The organism is Neptunicoccus cionae, from assembly GCF_002860325.1.
In the GTDB taxonomy this organism is placed as follows: Bacteria; Pseudomonadota; Alphaproteobacteria; order Rhodobacterales; family Rhodobacteraceae; genus Amylibacter; species Amylibacter lutimaris.
Genome location: NZ_PKOJ01000011.1, coordinates 20,371 through 39,592, shown reverse-complemented (window position 1 = coordinate 39,592; position 19,222 = coordinate 20,371). Strand labels below are relative to the sequence as shown.

The 19,222-nt window shown below is 57.1% G+C and carries 23 protein-coding genes; 15 read left to right on the top strand and 8 right to left on the bottom strand.

Features of this window, described 5'->3' with window-relative positions; genetic code table 11:
• Positions 1–10: 10 nt before the first annotated feature.
• The 3 genes from C0U40_RS19225 to C0U40_RS19215 form a co-directional block, all read right to left on the bottom strand.
• Positions 11–1,063, bottom strand: a complete 1,053-nt coding sequence (locus C0U40_RS19225) for a fatty acid desaturase (protein WP_101657415.1) — start codon at positions 1,061–1,063, stop codon at positions 11–13.
• A 105-nt stretch (positions 1,064–1,168) separates the two neighbouring features.
• Positions 1,169–1,522 (bottom strand): MmcQ/YjbR family DNA-binding protein, encoded by a 354-nt coding sequence (locus C0U40_RS19220; protein ID WP_101657414.1) that lies wholly within the window; start codon positions 1,520–1,522, stop codon positions 1,169–1,171.
• 84 nt (positions 1,523–1,606) lie between these two features.
• Positions 1,607–2,185: an NYN domain-containing protein gene (locus tag C0U40_RS19215; protein ID WP_069301526.1), complete on the bottom strand. Its 579-nt coding sequence runs from the start codon at positions 2,183–2,185 to the stop codon at positions 1,607–1,609.
• Positions 2,186–2,280: 95 nt separating this feature from the next.
• Between C0U40_RS19215 and folK the strand changes: the two genes are divergently transcribed.
• From folK to C0U40_RS19165, 10 genes are all read left to right on the top strand, one after another.
• On the top strand, positions 2,281–2,898 hold the full coding sequence (gene folK, locus C0U40_RS19210) for a 2-amino-4-hydroxy-6-hydroxymethyldihydropteridine diphosphokinase (protein ID WP_219619819.1): 618 nt from the start codon (positions 2,281–2,283) through the stop codon (positions 2,896–2,898).
• Between the two features lie 86 nt (positions 2,899–2,984).
• Positions 2,985–3,335, top strand: a complete 351-nt coding sequence (gene rpoZ, locus C0U40_RS19205; RefSeq protein ID WP_101657485.1) for a DNA-directed RNA polymerase subunit omega — start codon at positions 2,985–2,987, stop codon at positions 3,333–3,335.
• Positions 3,336–3,371: 36 nt separating this feature from the next.
• The gene (locus tag C0U40_RS19200) at positions 3,372–5,495 is read left to right on the top strand and encodes a RelA/SpoT family protein (RefSeq protein WP_101657484.1); all 2,124 of its coding nucleotides are present in this window, start codon (positions 3,372–3,374) and stop codon (positions 5,493–5,495) included.
• Positions 5,496–5,564: 69 nt separating this feature from the next.
• A complete protein-coding gene (locus C0U40_RS19195) occupies positions 5,565–6,200 on the top strand; it encodes a DUF2062 domain-containing protein (protein ID WP_101657412.1) in 636 nt (211 codons plus the stop codon).
• A 21-nt stretch (positions 6,201–6,221) separates the two neighbouring features.
• On the top strand, positions 6,222–6,974 hold the full coding sequence (locus C0U40_RS19190; protein ID WP_101657411.1) for a pyridoxine 5'-phosphate synthase: 753 nt from the start codon (positions 6,222–6,224) through the stop codon (positions 6,972–6,974).
• Positions 6,971–7,372 (top strand): holo-ACP synthase, encoded by a 402-nt coding sequence (gene acpS / locus C0U40_RS19185; RefSeq protein WP_101657410.1) that lies wholly within the window; start codon positions 6,971–6,973, stop codon positions 7,370–7,372. Before C0U40_RS19190 ends, acpS begins: the two co-directional genes overlap by 4 nt.
• Before the next feature lie 50 nt (positions 7,373–7,422).
• Positions 7,423–8,229, top strand: coding sequence for a signal peptidase I (gene lepB, locus C0U40_RS19180; protein WP_101657409.1), 807 nt, complete (start codon positions 7,423–7,425; stop codon positions 8,227–8,229).
• A complete protein-coding gene (gene rnc / locus C0U40_RS19175) occupies positions 8,226–8,906 on the top strand; it encodes a ribonuclease III (RefSeq protein WP_101657408.1) in 681 nt (226 codons plus the stop codon). The genes lepB and rnc overlap by 4 nt, the downstream gene beginning before the upstream one ends.
• Position 8,907: 1 nt before the next feature.
• Positions 8,908–9,822, top strand: coding sequence for a GTPase Era (gene era, locus C0U40_RS19170; protein WP_101657407.1), 915 nt, complete (start codon positions 8,908–8,910; stop codon positions 9,820–9,822).
• A gap of 3 nt (positions 9,823–9,825) precedes the next feature.
• Positions 9,826–10,155: a DUF1491 family protein gene (locus tag C0U40_RS19165; RefSeq protein ID WP_101657406.1), complete on the top strand. Its 330-nt coding sequence runs from the start codon at positions 9,826–9,828 to the stop codon at positions 10,153–10,155.
• 146 nt (positions 10,156–10,301) lie between these two features.
• Here the strand turns inward: C0U40_RS19165 and C0U40_RS20260 are convergent, their stop codons facing one another.
• Positions 10,302–10,469: a hypothetical protein gene (locus tag C0U40_RS20260; RefSeq protein WP_180957755.1), complete on the bottom strand. Its 168-nt coding sequence runs from the start codon at positions 10,467–10,469 to the stop codon at positions 10,302–10,304.
• On the opposite strand from C0U40_RS20260, the gene C0U40_RS19160 reads away from it, so the two are divergent.
• The gene (locus C0U40_RS19160) at positions 10,468–10,923 is read left to right on the top strand and encodes a methylated-DNA--[protein]-cysteine S-methyltransferase (RefSeq protein ID WP_101657405.1); all 456 of its coding nucleotides are present in this window, start codon (positions 10,468–10,470) and stop codon (positions 10,921–10,923) included. The genes C0U40_RS20260 and C0U40_RS19160 overlap by 2 nt on opposite strands.
• Positions 10,924–10,933: 10 nt before the next feature.
• On the top strand, positions 10,934–11,770 hold the full coding sequence (locus C0U40_RS19155) for an EamA family transporter (protein WP_101657404.1): 837 nt from the start codon (positions 10,934–10,936) through the stop codon (positions 11,768–11,770).
• 14 nt (positions 11,771–11,784) lie between these two features.
• On the opposite strand, the gene C0U40_RS19150 is transcribed toward C0U40_RS19155, so the two are convergent.
• The 4 genes from C0U40_RS19150 to fsa are packed head-to-tail and all read right to left on the bottom strand — an operon-like array spanning position 11,785 to position 14,831.
• Positions 11,785–12,477 carry a CDP-alcohol phosphatidyltransferase family protein gene (locus tag C0U40_RS19150; protein ID WP_101657483.1) on the bottom strand — a complete coding sequence of 231 codons (693 nt, stop codon included), beginning with the start codon at positions 12,475–12,477 and terminating at the stop codon, positions 11,785–11,787.
• A gap of 38 nt (positions 12,478–12,515) precedes the next feature.
• Positions 12,516–13,436 carry a tyrosine recombinase XerC gene (locus C0U40_RS19145; protein ID WP_101657403.1) on the bottom strand — a complete coding sequence of 307 codons (921 nt, stop codon included), beginning with the start codon at positions 13,434–13,436 and terminating at the stop codon, positions 12,516–12,518.
• Positions 13,436–14,152: a DUF484 family protein gene (locus C0U40_RS19140; protein WP_101657402.1), complete on the bottom strand. Its 717-nt coding sequence runs from the start codon at positions 14,150–14,152 to the stop codon at positions 13,436–13,438. Before C0U40_RS19140 ends, C0U40_RS19145 begins: the two co-directional genes overlap by 1 nt.
• A 25-nt stretch (positions 14,153–14,177) precedes the next feature.
• A complete protein-coding gene (gene fsa, locus C0U40_RS19135; protein WP_101657401.1) occupies positions 14,178–14,831 on the bottom strand; it encodes a fructose-6-phosphate aldolase in 654 nt (217 codons plus the stop codon).
• A gap of 83 nt (positions 14,832–14,914) precedes the next feature.
• Here fsa and C0U40_RS19130 point away from each other — a divergent pair, with 83 nt between their 5' ends.
• The 3 genes from C0U40_RS19130 (at position 14,915) to C0U40_RS19120 (ending at position 19,222) form a co-directional block, all read left to right on the top strand.
• Positions 14,915–17,137, top strand: a complete 2,223-nt coding sequence (locus C0U40_RS19130) for a primosomal protein N' (RefSeq protein ID WP_101657400.1) — start codon at positions 14,915–14,917, stop codon at positions 17,135–17,137.
• A 73-nt stretch (positions 17,138–17,210) separates the two neighbouring features.
• Positions 17,211–18,302: a histidinol-phosphate transaminase gene (hisC, locus tag C0U40_RS19125; RefSeq protein WP_101657399.1), complete on the top strand. Its 1,092-nt coding sequence runs from the start codon at positions 17,211–17,213 to the stop codon at positions 18,300–18,302.
• The gene (locus tag C0U40_RS19120) at positions 18,299–19,222 is read left to right on the top strand and encodes a prephenate/arogenate dehydrogenase family protein (RefSeq protein WP_101657398.1); all 924 of its coding nucleotides are present in this window, start codon (positions 18,299–18,301) and stop codon (positions 19,220–19,222) included. The genes hisC and C0U40_RS19120 overlap by 4 nt, the downstream gene beginning before the upstream one ends.

Sequence of the window (19,222 nt, the reverse complement as noted above, 5' to 3'; positions counted from 1 at the left end):
TGATCTTCGCTCAGGCCGGTCGCTGGGCTGCGATCAGCTTGTTCGCGTGTGCAAAAGACAACAGGCGGCGCTGGTCTTCATCCCACAGGTGCAAGCGGGCGCAGTGAAAGCTTTCGGCCAGAGTGATAATCTGGATATGGGCCAGTCTGGTGTGGTCGCTTAGCACTTCGGGCAGGCGATAGAACGGGATGCGACAGTTCAGGTGATGCACATGGTGCACGCCGATATAGGCAGTCAGCCAGTTCAGGAAGGCAGGCAGTTTGTAATAGGAACTGCCGTGGAAGGCGGCGTCCTGAATGTTCCACGCATCGTCCCTGTCCCAATGGGTTTCCTCGAACTGGTGCTGGACATAGAACAGCCAGACACCAGCGGCAGCGGCGGTCATCACAGTCGGCGCGAAAACGAGCAGCAACGGCCAGATGCCGCCGAAATAGGCGATCAGACCCAGCAGCAGCGCAAGCACAGCATTGGTGCCCATGGCGGAAATCCAGTAGATGCGCCCCGCCGTCATCAGACCGATAGGCAGGCGGTTCTGCAAGACAAACAAATAGACAGGGCCAAGGCCGAACAACACAAACGGAGAACGGTAGAGCCGGTAGCCGAGTTTCTGCCAACGGTTCAATTCTGCATATTCGGCAACGGTTTTCGTGTGGACATCGCCCATGCCGCGGTGGTCCAGATTGCCCGATGTGCTGTGGTGGTGGGAATGGCTTTTGCGCCAAACCGCATAGGGGGTCAGTGTCAGCACGCCCAGACAGCGCCCGATCCAGTTGGAGGCTTTCGCGTTTTTCACAAAGGCTCCGTGGCCGCAATCGTGCTGGATCGCAAACAACCGCACCAGAAACCCGCCGTTGAGAATGGCGATCAGCACGGCGAGTACCGCGCTGTAAGGAAGTATCCACCATGCCAGCGCCCAGAGGCCGATAAACGGAATCAGGCTGGCGGCAAGTTCATAAACAGCGCGTCTTGTGTTTGGTTTGCGGTATTGCGCAAGGCTAAGGGCCCAGTCGCGTGCGGATTTTTCGGAAGTGTCGTTTGCATCCGCCCGTTGGGGGTTGTCCATGAAGCAGGGGTTCCTTGCCTGATCTTTATTCGTCTTTGCGCACGGGTTTAGGCTACAGGGTTCCCTTAAGCAACCTGCCTTAAGGGCAAACATGGGACAAACCGCCTATAATCCCAATTCGGCCCGCATCTTCTTGGTCAGTTTTGCCACGACCATATCGTAACTGTCGCGCAGATGTGCCTTGAGTTCTTCATCAGACAGGCCGGGCTCGTCGTATTGTTGCAGCCACTTCATTCCGCGGGACGCAAGATAAGGCGCCGGGCGGATTCCCGGTTGACCGGAAAGAACTTCAAAAGCGATAGGTCGGGCTTTGAAGGTGAATGCATCCTTGCCGTCGTTCCAGCCGCAAATTGCAAAAACCTTGCCGCCCACTTTCCAGACATCTGCATTGCCCCATTGAACCACATGTGTGGTTTGGGGGAGTGCGGCGCAGAAGGTGTTGAATTCCTCACGGTTCATTGTGCCAGACCAATATCTGCAAAATCGCGGGGCGAACTATCTGTGTGTGCCGAAAAAAAAAGGCGCCCGCAGGCGCCTTTTCCATTAGTTTTCAACTTCGTATTCCGGCTCACTCCGCTGGTCTTCCCCTTCGGGGCGCGGTGGTCTGCCGATAACGTCCCGCAGTTCGTCCAGTTCGATAAAGTTATCGGCCTGACGGCGCAGATCGTCCGAAATCATCGGTGGCTGGCTGCGAATAGTGGAGACAACAGAAACCCGGACGCCATTGCGTTGCAGGGATTCGATCATCGGGCGATAGTCGCCATCGCCGGAGAACAACACAATGTGATCCACATGCGGAGCCAGCTCCATCGCATCGACGCAAAGTTCGATGTCCATGTTGCCTTTCACCTTACGGCGGCCCATGCTGTCCGTGTATTCTTTGGCCGGTTTCGTAACCATGTTGAAACCGTTGTAATTCAGCCAGTCCACCAGCGGACGGATCGGAGAGTATTCGTCACTTTCCAAAAGGGCTGTGTAGTAGAATGCGCGCAACAGTTTGCCCCGACGCATAAACTCCGAACGGAGTAGCTTATAGTCGATGTCAAAACCAAGGGCTTTGGCTGCCGCATAGAGATTTGAGCCGTCGATGAACAATGCCAGACGCTCGTCGCGATAGAACATAATTGATCCTTCCAAAATGTCTGTTCAGCCAGTGCGGTGTCGTTTATTGGCGTGTTGTGATCTGGCTGAAACTCCGCAGAAAATAGGTTCTAATTTTGGTACTGCAACAACAAAATGCCCGAGAAGATCTTTCAAAGTGCTTAATTGCTTTGGGTTCGAACCTGTCAAACGAAATTGGCGCCTCAGTGAAAATAGTAGAAGCTGCAATCGATGACTTGTCAAGCATCGGGCTATTTCCGGTTGAAATCAGCCGTTTTTTTCGCACGCCTGCATTTCCCGCCGGAGCAGGGCCGGATTTTGTAAATGCGGTTGTTTATTGTGAAACTGCGCTTGGTGCAGAAGCAGTTTTGGAAGCGCTACATAAGGTAGAGCAGCGCCTTGGGCGCACCCGTGATAAACGCTGGGAAGCGCGGGTCATTGACCTTGATCTGATCGACTTTGCCGGGCAGGTTTTACCCGATATCGCGACATTTTCACAATGGCGCGATCTGCCGATAAAATTGCAGATGGAACGGGCTCCGGGGCGGATTATCCTGCCACATCCGCGAATCCAGGACAGACTCTTCGTGTTGATTCCCTTGCGGGATGTCGCGCCGGATTGGCGCCATCCGGTGTCCGGAGCCACGCTTGACCAGTTGATTAATGCGTTCGGCGAAAAAGATGTTGCCCAAATTGTACCTTACAATGACGGTGACGGCGCGGGGGCAGGGTAAACTCCTGCCGCATAGGCCTTGCAATCCTGCCGGAAAGCGGCTATTTGCGCACTCTTGATATCCCCAAACCGCCGGAGTTTTCCAATATGGCACGTGTTACTGTTGAAGATTGCGTAGATAAAGTACCGAACCGTTTCGAGCTGGTAATGCTGGCTGCACATCGGGCGCGTGAGATTTCAACCGGCGCGGAAATCACGGTGCCCCGCGACAACGACAAGAACCCTGTCGTTGCCCTGCGCGAAATCGCAGAGGAAACACTGACGTCCGACCAACTGCGTGAAGCTGCGATCGAAAGCTACCAGACCCAAATCGAGGTCGACGAGCCTGAAGAAGATCAAATGGCGCTGTTGATGGGGACAGAACAGGACAAGCCGGATGACGACATGTCTGAAGAAAACCTGTTGCGCGCGCTGATGGAAGCGCAAGAAATGAAATAAGGCTGAATGGGGCCTTCTGTTCAATCCAATACTGAAATGGTCCCTGCCCAGGTTCTCGTGGATCTGGTCAGGACGTATAATCCGAATTGCAATGTGGAGCGCATTGAGGCGGCCTATGAATATGGCAAGCTGATGCACACGGGGCAGATGCGTCATTCCGGCGAGCCCTATTTTACCCACCCGATTGCAGTTGCGATGATTCTGGCCGAACAACGGCTGGACGATGACACGATCATCACCGCCCTGTTGCACGACACGGTAGAAGACACAAAATCCACATATCAGGCCGTTGAGAAACGCTTTGGCACCGAAGTTGCCCAACTGGTGGACGGTGTGACCAAGCTGACCAATCTGGAGCTGTCGTCGAAAGACAACAAACAGGCCGAGAACTTCCGCAAGCTGCTGCTTGCCATGTCCAAGGACGTGCGGGTGATCCTTGTGAAGCTGAGCGACCGTCTGCATAACATGCGCACGATCCGCCATATGGTCGGCCCCAAACAGGAACGCAAAGCCCGCGAAACAATGGAAATCTATGCGCCCTTAGCGGGACGCATGGGGATGCAGTGGATGCGCGAGGAACTGGAAGACCTGTCATTCCGCGTCCTTAATCCCGAAGCGCGTAATTCGATCATGCGCCGCTTCCTGACCCTGCGCAAGGAAACCGGCGATGTGACGCCGCAGATCACCCAAGACATCCGCGACCTGCTGAAAAAAGCCGGGGTCGAGGCGACGGTTCTCGGACGTGAAAAAAAGCCCTATTCCATCTGGCGCAAGATGGAGGAAAAGAAAGAGGGCTTTTCGCGGCTGTCCGATATCTTTGGCTTCCGGATCATTACAAAGACAGAAGACGATATATACGCCGCTCTCGGGTTGGTGCATCGCCGCTGGCGGGCTGTTCCGGGACGGTTCAAGGACTATGTAAGCCAGCCGAAGTCCAACGGCTATCGCAGTATTCATACCACCGTGTCGGGACGGGATGGCAAGCGGGTGGAAATCCAGATCCGCACCCAACAGATGCACGAAGTGGCAGAATCCGGCGTCGCGGCCCATTGGTCTTATCGTAACGGCGAACGGGCCGAGAACCCTTTTGCTGTCGATCCGTTCAAATGGCTTGAAGAGCTGACGGAACATGTGGCCAACAATGACATGAACGAGGAATTCCTCGAACATGTGAAACTGGATATGTTTGCGGATCAGGTGTTCTGCTTCACGCCGAAGGGCGATGTGATCAAATTGCCCCGTGGCGCGACACCGATCGATTTTGCCTATGCGATCCACACGCGCATCGGCTCTGCCTGTGTGGGGGCCAAGGTGGACGGGCGGCGTGTGCCGCTCTGGACGCGGTTGCGCAACGGACAGTCGGTGGAAATTACCACCGCCGAAGGCCAGCGCCCGCAATCCACATGGATGGATATTGCGGTGACGGGCCGTGCCAAATCTGCCATCAGAAAGGCCCTGCGCGAAGAACATCGTGAGGGCTTTGTGCGGCTGGGACGTGAACTGGCGCGTGTGGCGCTGGAGCGGGTTGGCAAGAAAGCGACTGACAAGGCGCTTGGCACTGCGGCGGCCCATATGGGTATCGGTTCCGCGGAAGAGCTTCTTGCCAAGATTGGCAGCGCCGAGATGACCGGCTCCGATCTGGTCGGGGTGCTTTATCCCGAACTGGTCCGTGTGGACGAGCTGTCCCAAGAAGAACCGGCCGAACGGATTGTCGGGTTGGAGCCCGGCCAGTTCGCGCAGACCAGCGGATGCTGCCAACCCCTTCCCGGAGAACGGATCGTCGGGATCGCGACACGGGGCAGCGGCGTGCTGGTACACCGGATCGATTGCGAGCGGTTGGTGGAATACGAAGACTCGCCTGAGCGGTGGATCGACTTGCGCTGGCTGGATGGCAAGAGAATGGCGGATCAGGAAGCCACTATCGAGGTCACGATGGCCAATGATGCGGGTGTGCTGGGCCGGATCTGCACCCTGATCGGAGAGCATAACTCCAACATATCAAATCTGGAATTCACTGATCGTAAACAGGATTTTTACCGGATGACGATTGATATCGAGGTGCGGGATGTGGAACATTTGATTCATGTCCTCACAGCGGTGGAAGCTGATTCGGACGTGGCGCAAGTGTTGCGCAAAAACCGAAATCACCAGACAGAGTGAACTGCGGGTTCTGGCGACTCGCGTGCAAGGGCGCTAAGTGCAGTTCAACAGGATCAAAAGGCATCTCGGGTGTTCAAACGCAGAAAGCAAAGGACGTGGCTGCAAAGCATTGCAGAGTTCTTCTATCCCAAATCGGGTTGGAAGCGCGCCTTTGGGTATGTGAAGCACCGGATCAAGCGGTTGCCCGATACGCCCCACAAGATCGCGCTTGGAATCGCTTGCGGCGCTTTCGTGACTTTTACCCCTTTTTTCGGATTGCATTTCTTTCTGGCAGCCGGACTGGCTTTTGTGCTGCGTGGGAATGTTCTGGCGGCTTTGCTGGGTACTTTTGTTGGCAACCCGATCACCTTTCCCTTTATCGCCGCCACCAGTTACCGGCTGGGGTTGTGGATGCTGGGGGAGGGCCACGAGGGCCGGGTCTGGCATCGGGTGAAACATGGTGTGGTCGAAACCTGGGGGACTATACTGGATAATGCCAAAGCCTTGTTCGGTTATCCGCCAAGCCCGTGGCACGGGGTGACATCCTTCTTTTATGATGTGTTCTGGCCTTATCTGGTGGGCGGGATTGCCCCGGGGTTGATCTGCGCCTTGGTTTTGTATTTTGTTTCCAAACCGATGATCTCGGCCTATCAACACCGCCGTAAAGGTGCGTTATTGAAGAAGTTTCACGAACTGCGGGCCAAGCGCCAGCAGAAAGCAGATTAAGCAGACTGGAAGGAATAGCCGATGGCGACGGGCAAATTGCGGCTGGGTGTGAACATCGATCACGTGGCAACGGTTCGGAATGCGCGGGGTGGCGACACGCCTGATCCGTTGCGCGCCGCGCTTCTGGCGGAACAGGCCGGTGCGGACGGTATCACCGCCCATCTGCGCGAAGACCGCCGCCATATCACAGATCCCGACATTGAGGCGCTTGTAGACGGGCTGACCGTGCCGCTGAATTTTGAAATGGCGGCGACGGATGAAATGCAGGCCATTGCACTGCGCCACAAGCCGCACGCAGTGTGTATCGTCCCTGAAAAGCGCGAGGAACGCACGACCGAAGGCGGATTGGAAGTGGCGCGGGAAGAAAACAAGCTGGCCCATTTCATCGCACCTCTGAAGGACGCGGGCTGCCGGGTTTCTATCTTTATCGCCGCCGACAGGCCGCAGATCGAAGCGGCGGCGCGGATCGGTGCGCCGGTCATCGAATTGCACACCGGAGCCTATTGCGATGCCCATGCAGAGGGGCGGTTTGAAGAAAGGGACGCAGAATTTGCGCGCCTGCGGGATATGGCCGCCTTTGCGGCGGATCTGGGTCTGGAGGTCCACGCAGGCCATGGACTGACCTATGACACCGTCAAACCCATCGCCGCTCTGCCAGAGGTTCAGGAGCTTAATATCGGTCACTTTCTGATCGGTGAGGCGATTTTCACCGGACTGGAAACCGCGATTCTGCGAATGCGCGTCCTGATGGACGAGGCGCGTTCGGGACTATGATTTTAGGTATCGGAACCGATCTGGCCAATATTGACCGGATTGCCGGAACGCTGGAGCGTTTCGGAGACCGGTTCCGCAACCGCGTCTTTACCGAAGTCGAGCAGGCAAAGGCCGAGCGGCGCCGTGATACGGTTGGCACCTATGCCAAACGCTGGGCCGCGAAAGAGGCGTGCTCAAAAGCGCTTGGTACCGGATTGCGCATGGGGATCGCGTGGAAGGATATGTCCGTGCGCAATATGCGGACCGGCCAGCCGGTGATGGAACTGACCGGATGGGCTGCGAAACGGCTTGAAGAATTAACTCCGCCGGGTCACCGCGCAGTGGTGCATGTTTCCCTGACGGATGATCATCCCTGGGCACAGGCCTTTGTGGTGATAGAGGCTACACCAGTTGACTAAACCCCTTTGACAGGCCATGTAGCCAGCATATTTGAACACAGGCGGCAGCAATGGCAGATAAAAGCGAAAAATCAGGCGGAATCGCCGAGACATTCAAGACCATATTCTGGGCTTTGTTTCTGGCAGGCATAATCCGTACCATCCTGTTTCAACCGTTCTGGATTCCGTCAGGCTCTATGAAGTCGACGTTGCTGATCGGGGATTTCCTGTTCGTAAATAAATTCACTTATGGCTACAGCTGGGCCTCCTGTCCCAGTATCCGCGGCTTCAACTTCTGCGGGTTCGCGAAGGATTGGGACGGACGTCTCTTTGGGGGGGAGCCGGAACAGGGTGATATTATCGTCTTCAAACATCCTGCCAGCGAAGCGGATTACATCAAACGTCTGATCGGTCTTCCCGGCGACAAGGTGCAGGTGGTGAACGGCCAGTTGAACATCAACGGCGAACCGGTCCCGATGGAGCCTGCAGGGTCTTTTGTGGAAACCTACGATGCCCAAGGTCCAATGGGCAATCTGCCAGCCTGCGGAAACGGGGCGGTCGGAATTGGCGCGGAATGCGTAAAGGAACAGTTTGTCGAAACCCTGCCTAATGGTGTTTCCCATCTGACGCTCAACATCGGGGATCGCGGCGGAGATAACACGCCGGTTTATACCGTTCCCGAAGGGCATTATTTCTTTATGGGTGACAACCGCGACAATTCCACTGACAGCCGCTTCCGCCAGCCCAATGGCGTTGGCTTCGTGCCGGAATCCTATCTGATCGGACGCGCGGATCGTGTGATGTTCTCTTCTGCGGGGAGTTCCATTCTGGCGTTCTGGACATGGCGCAGCGATCGATTCTTCAAGGCGCTCCAGTGAAGCTTGCTGCCGAACTTCGTGACTTTAGTGCCCGTCTCGGGCATGATTTCGCAGACCCCGAACTTTTGATTCAGGCTGTGACCCATTCGTCTTTGTCTTCGGCCACACGGCCTGACAACCAACGGCTGGAATTTCTAGGGGATCGGGTGCTCGGGCTGGTGATCGCCGAAGCCTTGTCAGATCGTGATCCGTCTGCTTCGGAAGGGCAGATGGCGCCACGGTTCAACGCATTGGTGCGCAAGGAGACCTGCGCAGACATTGCCCGCGAACTGGATCTGGGGGCGGCGTTGAAAATGGGCCGCTCCGAGATGATTTCGGGCGGACGGCGTAAACAGGCTATTCTGGCTGACGCGATGGAAGCGGTTCTGGCCGCAGTCTACCGCGATGCCGGATTCGAGGTTGCCCGCCGCCTGATCCTGCGCCTTTGGGACAGCCGGATCGATGCGGCCAAAGAAGATGCGCGGGATGCCAAGACGACTTTGCAGGAATGGGCGCAGGCCCGTGGCATGAAGCCGCCACAATACATAGAAGTGGGCCGCACCGGACCCGATCACGCCCCCAAGTTCGAGATCGAGGCGCAGTTGGAAAACGGGCTTCGCGGACGCGGGGCCGCTGAAAGTAAACGCAATGCGCAACAGGCTGCCGCGAAGGCCGTCCTGACGCTGCTGGAGAAGTAGAATGACTGAAACACGAGCCGGATTCGTGGCACTGATCGGAGAGCCGAACGCGGGGAAATCCACGCTGATGAACCGGATTGTCGGGGCGAAAGTCTCTATCGTGACCCACAAGGTGCAAACCACGCGGGCCCGTATTCGGGGTATCGCGATTGAAGACCAGAGCCAGATCGTCTTTGTTGATACACCGGGTCTGTTCCGCACGCGGCGTAATCTGGACCGCGCCATGGTGGCTGCAGCCTGGGCCGGGGCAGGGGATGCGGATATCACCGTTCTTCTGGTAGAGGCCCATCGCGGCATGTCTCCGGGGGTGCGGATGATTCTGGAAGAGTTGGGCAACAAGGTCGGCAAGAACACCAAGGTTGCCCTTGCGATCAACAAGATCGACAAGGTGGAATCCGCCCGACTCCTCGCCCTGACGCAGGAACTGTCCAATGCCTACCCGTTTGAAGAGGTCTTTATGATCTCGGCTGAAAAGGGCCACGGGGTGAAGGATCTGACCAAATATCTGGCGCAAAACCTGCCCGCAGGCCCGTGGCTGTATCCGGAAGACCAGATCGCGGATGTGCCGTTGCGCATGATCGCAGCGGAAACCACCCGTGAAAAGCTGATGCTGCGTTTGCATCAGGAACTGCCCTATTTCCTGACGGTGGAAACCGAAAATTGGGAACAGAAGAAAGACGGCTCTGTGCGGATCGATCAGGTGATTTATGTCACCCGTGAAGGCCACAAGGGGATCGCAGTCGGGCCGAAAGGGGAAACCATCAAGGCGGTGTCCATGGCCTCGCGGCAGGAACTGAAAGAACTGGTCGGCGCCGAGGTGCATCTGTTCCTTCAGGTCAAGGTTCGCCCCCGTTGGGAAACCGAAGCCGAGCGGTTTACCGAAATGGGTCTGGACTTCAAAGACACGCGGGAGTGATCCGTGGTCCGCGTGACCGCCGAGTTCTGGGTTAAAGCCTATCTGCGACGCCTTGCGCTGGCAGATATAGCCGCGTTTGTCACCGCGCGCGGGGATGCAACGGCGGGGGCGGTTCTGGTGAAACAGGCGCCTCTGGACGGAACAGCAACACTGTACCAGCGGTCTTATAATCTGGACGGGGACCGCGTTTGGGTCACTCTGGCCCAAGGGCCGGAACGGGATGTGGACGAAGCTGTGCGCCGTCAACGGTCCTTTGATCCTGATATCTGGGTTGTCGAGGTGGAAGACCGGGCCGGTCGGCATCTGCTGGATGAGGACGGTCTGCGGGAGTGAGGCCAGCGCTAGATGACGGGGCTTCCGGTTAAAGGCACGGGGTGGTCCTGCAATGTTCCTTTTACGGATTTTCGTTTTTTATAAAGTGTTGTTATTCCTATGTAATAGGCATGACCCTGCAAATATGAAGCGTCATAAATGAAGCTTCATACAAGACGCGCGATATTTGAAGCTTCATAAATGAAGCGTCGTTTAAGCAGGGTGATCGGTTCGGGTTTCACGGCAAACACTGGATGACGATACACATCTCGCAGTTCTCCCCCGGCCATATCCCGCTTGCCAAATTCCTGCAAACCGAGGAACACTGCGCCCATGAACGCAGCCTATCTGAAAACGCCGGTCGGCACCCTGACCCTGATTGCACAAAACGAAGCGATTACCGAACTCCTGTGGGCCGAGCGGCAGGAAGGATCGCATACTGCGTTGTTGCAAGAAGGGCTTGACCAGCTAGCAGCCTATTTTGAGGGGCGGCTTGAACAGTTCGACCTGCCCCTTGCCCCTGCGGGTACTGATTTTCAGCAACAGGTCTATGCTGCCATGTCAGCAATCCCGAAGGGGGAGACGCGCACCTATGGAGAGATTGCAAAGGCGCTTGGCGTGCCAGCGCAGCCTGTCGGGCAGGCCTGTGGCTCCAATCCTATTCCGGTGATTATTCCCTGCCATCGCGTCGTCGGCACCGGCCATCTGGGCGGGTTCTCCGGTGCAGGCGGCGTGGAAACCAAAGTCAAACTGCTGCAAGGCGAAGGCGCTTATTCCCTTCTGATCTGAAAGTCTGTCCATGTCCGTAGCTGTTTTCGCCGCTGTCCTGTTTGCGGCCCTGCTTCACGCCAGCTGGAACGCCATTATCAAGTTCGGAGAGGACAAGTTTCAGGGCATGGTCCTCTTGTCGATCGCCCACGGGGTGATCGGGTTGGTGATGATTCTGGTCTTTCCTGCCCCTGCACAAGAGTCTTGGTGGCTTCTTGCGGGATCGGTGCTGTTTCACCTGATTTACAAGTCCTTTCTGACCATTGCTTACACGCGCGGAGACCTCAGCCGCGTTTATCCCATTGCGCGGGGTACTGCGCCCATGATCGTGCTGGTTGTCAGCCTGATGATTCTGCCGGATGTTGTAAGCTTCGCACAGATTGGCGGTATTCTTCTGGTCGGGCTTGGTATTGTATTGATGGCCAAGGGCGTTTTTACCCACGGGGAAGAACGCGCCCTTATTCCTTATGCGTTGATGGCTGCAGTGGGAACGGCGGGGTATTCGCTGTTTGACGGTATGGGGGCGCGCGCCTCCGGCCATGCTTCAGGCTTTGTGGGGTGGTTGTTCTTCCTCGATGCCTTTTTGTTCACCATAGGAGGGCTCGCCTTGCGCGGGCGGGCTGTGCTGCCACGCGCCCCACGGGTGTGGGCGCTGGGGATGATTGCGGGACTGGCTTCGGTCATCGCCTACTGGATCGCTGTCTGGGCGATGACAGTCGCCCCGATTGCACTTGTCACAGCCCTAAGAGAGGTATCCGTCCTCTTCGCGGTTCTGATCGGTATTCTGTTCTTCAGGGATAAAGCCGATACAGGCAAGCTGATTGCCGCCCTAGTGATCGTTCTCGGGGTGATAGCGATCAGAATCTGAAACGTTTGCGGGGATCAGGCTTTTTGCGGAAAGATCTGTTGCAGGATACCGGCAAGCAGCAGGTAAATACTTGTGGCTGCCAGCACCAGTATCACACCCGGACCGGGGTTGAAATCAACCCATGCGGCCATAGCTGCCGCGGCAGTCCAGATCAGGGCGACAGGCAGGCTCAGCCAGCGCCAGCGTTCGGTGCGCACGGGGTGGATGAATTTCAGCGGCGTGAACATGGTGATCGCGCAGGCTACGACAAGAAATAATGTCACCCAGAAATTCGGCTCGGTGGCAAAGATCACCAGTATCAGCATATTCCACGTGGCCGGAAAGCCGGAAAAGCTGTTGTCCTTGGTCTTCATCCGCGTGTCCACCATATAAAGCGCCGAAGTGAAGGTGATCACAAGGATGCAAATCCAGCCTGTCCAGTCCGGCAGCAGACCGCTCTGGAACAGGGCAAAGGCCGGAATGAAGATGTAGGTCAGATAGTCAATAATCAGATCGAGGATCACACCGTCATATTGCGGAGCGTGGGTTTTCACCTCGTATTTCCGCGCCAGTGGCCCGTCGATCCCGTCCACAACAAAGGCCACAACCAGCCAGAGGAACATCAAATCCCATTTTGACTGCGCCGCTGCCAGCATGGCGAGCATGGCAAACACGGCGCCGGTGGCTGTGAAAAGATGAACCGAGAGAGCTTTGATCTGATGTGTCATGGGCGGCTTCATATAGATTTTTGCAAATAAGGCGATGTTTATCCGCCTTTGGGATGGGCTTTTCTGTATACGGCCATCAAATGGGCCTGATCCAAAGCGGTATAGGCTTGGGTCGTCGAAAGCGAGGCATGGCCCAGCAATTCCTGTATCGCACGCAAATCTCCGCCGGCTTCCAGCAGATGGGTTGCAAAGGAGTGACGCATTGCGTGGGGGGTTGCGGTGGCAGGCAGTCCAAGCTGCATCCGTGTCTGTTCCATCACCTTCTGGATATGGCGCGGGTTCAGAACCTTCCCTTTTTTGCCCAGAAACAGTGGCGTTTCAGCCGTGTGGCTGAACGGGCAGAGCGCAAGATAGCTGTCCACGGCCTTGCGCGCGGCGGGCAGCACGGGCACAACGCGGTCTTTGTCACCCTTGCCACGGATACGCAGGGTATCCCCCAATGGCACGGCGGCGAATGTCAGGCCCAGTGCTTCGGAAATGCGCAGGCCGCATCCGTAAAGCAGCGTGATCACCGCTGTGTCCCGCGCGCCTGTCCAGCTGTCCTGTGTTTGGAATTCTACTGTTTCGATCATGGCCTTTGCCTGATCTTTAGCGACGGGGCGGGGCAGTTGGGCTTTGAACTTCGGGGCGCGCGTTGCCAGCGGAGCGGTGACTTCAATGCCCTCTGCCTCGCCCAGCCAGCGGTAAAAGGATTTAACCGCCGAGAGTTCCCGCGCGAGAGAGCGCGGCCCCACACCGCGCCGCCGCTCATGGGCCATCCAGGCCCGCATGTCGGTGATTTTAACCGTGCCGAGTTTGGCTTTCCCCAGATCGCCGCCGAAATGATTGGCCAGAAACCCGAGAAACCCCGACACATCCCGCTGATAGGCTTCAACGGTTTTGGCAGAGGCGCCTTGCAACGCAGTGATACTGGCCAGCCAGCGGCCCAGAAGATCAAAGGCGCCGCTTTGGGCTGTCATCAGTTCAGCCAGCGGCGCAGCACACGTTCAAAGGCGCTGGCGAAAAAGACCAGAAGATCTGCGCCTTTTTGCGGGGTAAACTGGTCATTACTGGCAGAGCCGAGCACCAGCATCGCGGGAAGGTTGCCCTTGCCCAGATCAAGCCGCAGCAGGGCTTCGGATGTCACCTTGCTTGCTGCATCACCAAACAGAACCGGATCGGGGTCATGGATAGTCCGCAAGGTCACGGGGCGCACCGATGTGTTGCGCCCGCGCGAGATATAATCATTCACAGCACCGGGGGCGCAAAAACACACACCGCTGCCGAATTCTGCCTGAAGCTGGTCTTCCATATCCGGCGTTGCTGCCGGGCTTTCAAGGACCAGACGGGCCGAAGCCACGTTCAGGATACGGCCCAGTTCTTCTTGCAGAAGAACCAGAAAATCCGCGAATGTCTTGGGTTCAAGAATGGCAAGCGTAGCCCTGTGTATCTGGTTCGTACTGGCCAGATTGTCATAGGCCGCAGCGATCACATGGCGGTGGGTGTCTTCCAGCCGGTTCAGTCTGGCCTCAAGCCGCTCAAGCGCGATGGCGCGCAGGTCGATGACATTTTTGCCGCGCGCCACCTCGTCTGCCGAGATGAGCGCGCGCATGATGTCACGGTCTTCGAGAACCTGAATAGGGTCGGATAGAATATGTTCACGCACCGCGTCCTGCGGTTTCGCTTGCTCTGCCATTCGCTACGCCTCGTATCTGGGGGCGTTACAGGATCTTCTGTCCGGTTTTCGCCCAATCTTCCATAAACGCCTCAAGACCTTTATCGGTCAGCGGGTGTTTTGCAAGGTTTTGCAACACATTTGGCGGGGCTGTCACAACATCTGCGCCAATTTTGGCACAATCGGAAACATGGTTAACGGTGCGGATAGACGCTGCGAGGATCTCTGTCTCATAGGCGTAATTGTCGTAAATCACGCGAATATCCTCGATCAGTTGCAGCCCGTCGATGTTGATATCGTCCAGACGCCCGATGAACGGAGAGATAAAGGTCGCGCCCGCTTTGGCCGCCAGAAGTGCCTGATTGGCAGAGAAACACAGGGTTACGTTGACCATTGTGCCTTCTTCGGACAGGGTTTTACAGGTTTTCAGACCGTCCCATGTCAGTGGCACTTTCACGGCGATGTTTTCTGCGATCTTGGCCAGTTTGCGCCCTTCCTGAATCATGTCGTCGTAATTCAGTGCCACAACTTCAGCGCTGACCGGACCGTCAATCATGCCACAGATTTCTTTGGTCACTTCCAGAATGTCGCGACCGGATTTCAGGATCAGTGAGGGATTGGTTGTAACTCCATCCACAAAGCCCAGATCATTCAGTTCGGCGATTGCATCCACATCGGCGGTATCAACAAAAAATTTCATCTTCGGGGTTCCTTGTGTCCGGTTGGTTTCTTGCGCGTGGCTTGCGCAGATGTCATGTTGGGGTTTATCGCAATGCGCCGTGAATGAGAACCCCGCTTATCGTGCCCGAATACACCGATCAAAGCTATTTTGAAGCGGGTCAGCTTGTGGCTGTCCTGACCGCGCAGCCGCTCGACCGGTTGCTGGATTACAAGGCCCCTGCGGGGGGCTGTTTCCTTGGTGCCTATGTGGAGGTGCCCCTTGGCCCGCGTAAGGTAATTGGCGTCGTCTGGGGCGCTGGGCAGGGCGGGTATGACCCGAAAAAAATCCGCTCTGTGATCGGGGTGATTGATGTGCCCCCGATGCGCGAGGAGATGCAAAAGTTTCTGGCACGCGTCGGGGATTATACGCTTACGCCGCTTTCTGCCATGCTGCGGTTGGCGACCCGTGCGCCCGGACTGACAGATCCGCCCGGAATGCGCCGGATCTACGGGCTTGGGGATAAGGAACCGGACCGGATGACCCCTGCGCGGGAAAAGGTGATCGGCGTTCTGGAAGACCACGGCGGCGTGCGCTTTACTGCGGGGGAGCTGTCCACACTGGCGGGGGTGACGTCTTCGGTGGTGAAGGGTTTGGTAAAGCAGGGGGTACTTGTCGAATACGAAACCCCGCGCGATCTGCCCTATCCGCATCTGGATGCACTTCACGCAGGTAAGGAACTAACCGGCGATCAGGCGCGGGTGGCGGGGTTGCTGCGGGACAAAGTGGCCTCGCAGAGCTATGGTACCAGCTTGCTCAAAGGGGTGACGGGCTCCGGCAAGACCGAAGTTTACCTTGAGGCGGTGGCCGAATGTCTCGCGCAGGGGCGGCAGGCGTTGGTGCTTTTGCCGGAAATTGCCCTGACGGTGGAGTTTCTGGACCGAGTGGAACAACGCTTTGGCGCACGCCCTGCCGAGTGGCATTCTGGCGTCACCGTGACAGAGCGGCGGCGCTGCTGGCGCATGGTGGGTGAAGGCAAGGCGCAGCTTGTGGTGGGGGCGCGTTCGGCGCTTTACCTGCCGTTCCAGAATCTGGGCCTGATCGTCGTGGATGAAGAACACGATCAGTCCTACAAGCAGGAAGACGGTGTGCTCTATAATGCGCGGGATATGGCGGTGTTACGGGCCTCGATCTGCGGGGCTTCAGTTGTGTTGGCCAGCGCGACGCCTTCGCTTGAAAGCTGGGCCAATGCGCGGGCGGGGAAATACGAACGCTTTGATCTGGCGCAACGGTTTGGCGCGGCGGAACTGCCGGAGATGAAGGCGATTGACCTGCGCAAGGAAGACCTCCCCAGTGGGCGGTGGATTTCCGACAGTCTGGCGCGGGAAGTTTTTTCAAGGTTGGAGCGCAAGGAACAGTCGCTGTTGTTTTTGAACCGTCGTGGCTATGCGCCGGTGACGGTGTGTCGTGCCTGTGGCCACCAGATCGGCTGTGACGATTGTGATGCGCGGATGGTGGAACACCGCTTTCAGGGTCGCCTGATGTGCCATCAGTGCGGGGAAACCAAACCGATGCCCGAGGCTTGCCCCTCCTGTCAGGTGGAAGGCAAGCTGGCAGCGGTCGGTCCGGGGGTAGAGCGTCTGGCCGAAGAAGCGGTCGAACGCTTTCCCGATGCGCGGATTGCGGTGCTGTCCTCCGATATGTCCATGACCGCGCGGAACCTGAAAGAACGGATCAAATCCATTGCCGAGGGTGAGGCGGATATTATCATCGGCACGCAGCTTGTGGCCAAAGGGCATAACTTTCCGCTGCTGACCTGTGTTGGAGTGATTGATGCGGATCTGGGGCTACAGGGCAGTGATCTGCGTGCGGCGGAGCGGACCTTTCAGTTAATCCGTCAGCTGGCAGGTCGGGCGGGGCGTGCTGATAAGAAAGGCACTGCCTACATCCAGACCCTGCAACCGGAGCATCCGGTGATACAGGCGATCCTGACCGGCGACGAGGAAGATTTCTGGGCCGCCGAAGCCGCCCAGCGCGAACAGGCTGGCGTGCCACCTTTCGGACGGATGGCGGGGATTGTGCTGTCCGGTCCTGACCTTGCCCAAGTGTTTGATGTGGCGCAGTACATGGTGCGCAACGCCGAACCCCTGCGGCGGATCAATGCGGAAATCTACGGACCTGCCCCCGCACCGATTGCCCGTGTGCGGGGCCGTCACCGTGTGCGCATTCTGGTCAAGGCGGATAAAGGTACCGTGCTGCAACCCGCGCTGGCCGCTTGGCATGCCAGCATAAAGCCGCCCAATAATCTGCGCATCAGCATAGATATCGACCCCCAGACCTTCTATTAAAGCCTATTAATGCTTTATCAGGGGGGGCTGCGCCGCTAAACACGGGCGCAGAATACCAAAAGGATAACGTGAGATGACGGCGCGCATTCAGCCACAACCGGGCATTATGGACATCGAACTTTACGTGGGCGGGAAGGCCCATGTGGATGGTGTGTCCAATACGGTGAAGCTCAGCAGTAACGAAAACCCTTGGGGCGCAAGCGAGAAGGCCAAGCAGGCCTATCGTTCCGTTGCAGGCAATCTGCATGTCTATCCGTCGTCGGACCACAGCGAATTACGTGCGGCCATTGCCAAGGTGCACGGTCTGGATGCAGAGCGGATCATCTGCTCCAACGGCTCGGACGAGCTGATTTCCTTCCTGTGTCAGGCTTATGCCGGCGCAGGGGACGAAGTTCTGTTCACCGAACACGGCTTTCTGATGTATAAACTCTGTGCACAGGCAGCAGGGGCTACGCCTGTATCCGAGCGTGAAACAGAACGGACCACAGATGTGGATGCGCTACTGGAAGCAGCGAATGAAAACACCAAGCTGGTTTTCATTGCCAATCCCAACAATCCCACCGGCACAATGATCTCCGAAGCGGAGGTCGCGCGGCTGGCAGATGGGCTGCCCGAACAGGCGCTTTTGGTGCTGGACGGGGCCTATGCTGAATTTGTCGAAGGCTTTGACGGGCACGCCGGTCTTGTTGAAGAACGCGAAAATATCTTCATGACCCGCACCTTTTCCAAGATTTACGGTCTGGGCGGTTTGCGGATGGGTTGGGGCTATGGTCCGGCAGAGATCGTGAACACGCTGCAACGGGTACGCGGGCCATTCAATGTAAACGCAGGTGCGCTTGCAGCTGCTCAAGCTGCAATGCTTGATGTGGATTACACAGCCAAATGTCAGGAGCTGAACAGCCAGTGGCGGGATTATCTGCAAACAGAACTGACCGCGCTGGGCATTGCCTGTGACCCGTCCTTGGGGAATTTTGTTCTGGCCCGTTTCGGATCAGAGGCCGAGGCCGATGCGGCGGATCGTGCGCTCGGGGCTGAAGGACTGATCGTGCGCGCTGTTAAAAGCTATGGCCTGCCGGAGTGTCTGCGGATTACCGTGGGCAAGGGGGCCGATTGCAAACGTGTGATCGCTGTTCTTTCCGTCTTTAAGGAAGGCTGGGAAGCATGACGCAGCTTTACAACAAGGTCGCCCTGATCGGGCTTGGGCTGATCGCCGGTTCCATGGCACTGGCTGTGCGCCGCGCAGGTTTGGCCGGTGAGATCGTCGGCCACGCCCGATCCGCAGAAACACGGAAAACAGCACTGGACATTGGACTGGTGGATGCCGTGTTCGACACAGCCGCCGAAGCTGCTCAGGGCGCGGATCTGGTAGTGCTTTGTGTGCCGGTCGGGGTAATGGGTGCGATTGCGCAGGAAATCGCACCGCATCTGGCGCAGAATGCTACGGTTTCCGATGTGGGATCGGTCAAGAAGGCCATCATTGAAGCAGTGCAGCCCCATATGCCCGATCATGTTCATTTTATTCCGGCACATCCGCTTGCAGGGACAGAACACTCTGGCCCCCGCGCAGGCTTTGCCGATCTGTTCAAGAACCGCTGGTGTCTCTTTACCCCCCTGCCGGATACAGATCGCGCCTATGTGGAACGGTTGCAAAAGCTTTGGTCCTTAATGGGCGCGAATGTTGAGGAAATGGATGCAGAGCACCATGACCTCGTGCTGGCTGTCACAAGTCATACGCCGCATCTGATCGCCTATACGATGGTGGGTGTGGCTGATGATCTGCAACGGGTGGCGAATAAGGAAGTCATTGATTTCTCTGCCGCCGGTTTTCGCGATTTCACGCGGATCGCGGCCTCTGATCCGACCATGTGGCGGGATGTGTTCCTCAATAACAAAGAAGCGACGCTAGAGATTCTCGGGCGTTTCACAGAAGAACTGTTCGATCTGCAACGGGCCATTCGGCGCGGGGACGGAGAACAGTTGTTCGACCACTTCACGCGCACCCGTGCAATCCGGCGCAGCATTATTGATGCAGGGCAGGATACCAACGCACCGAACTTCGGGCGCGACCCGAAAGCAGGAGACTGA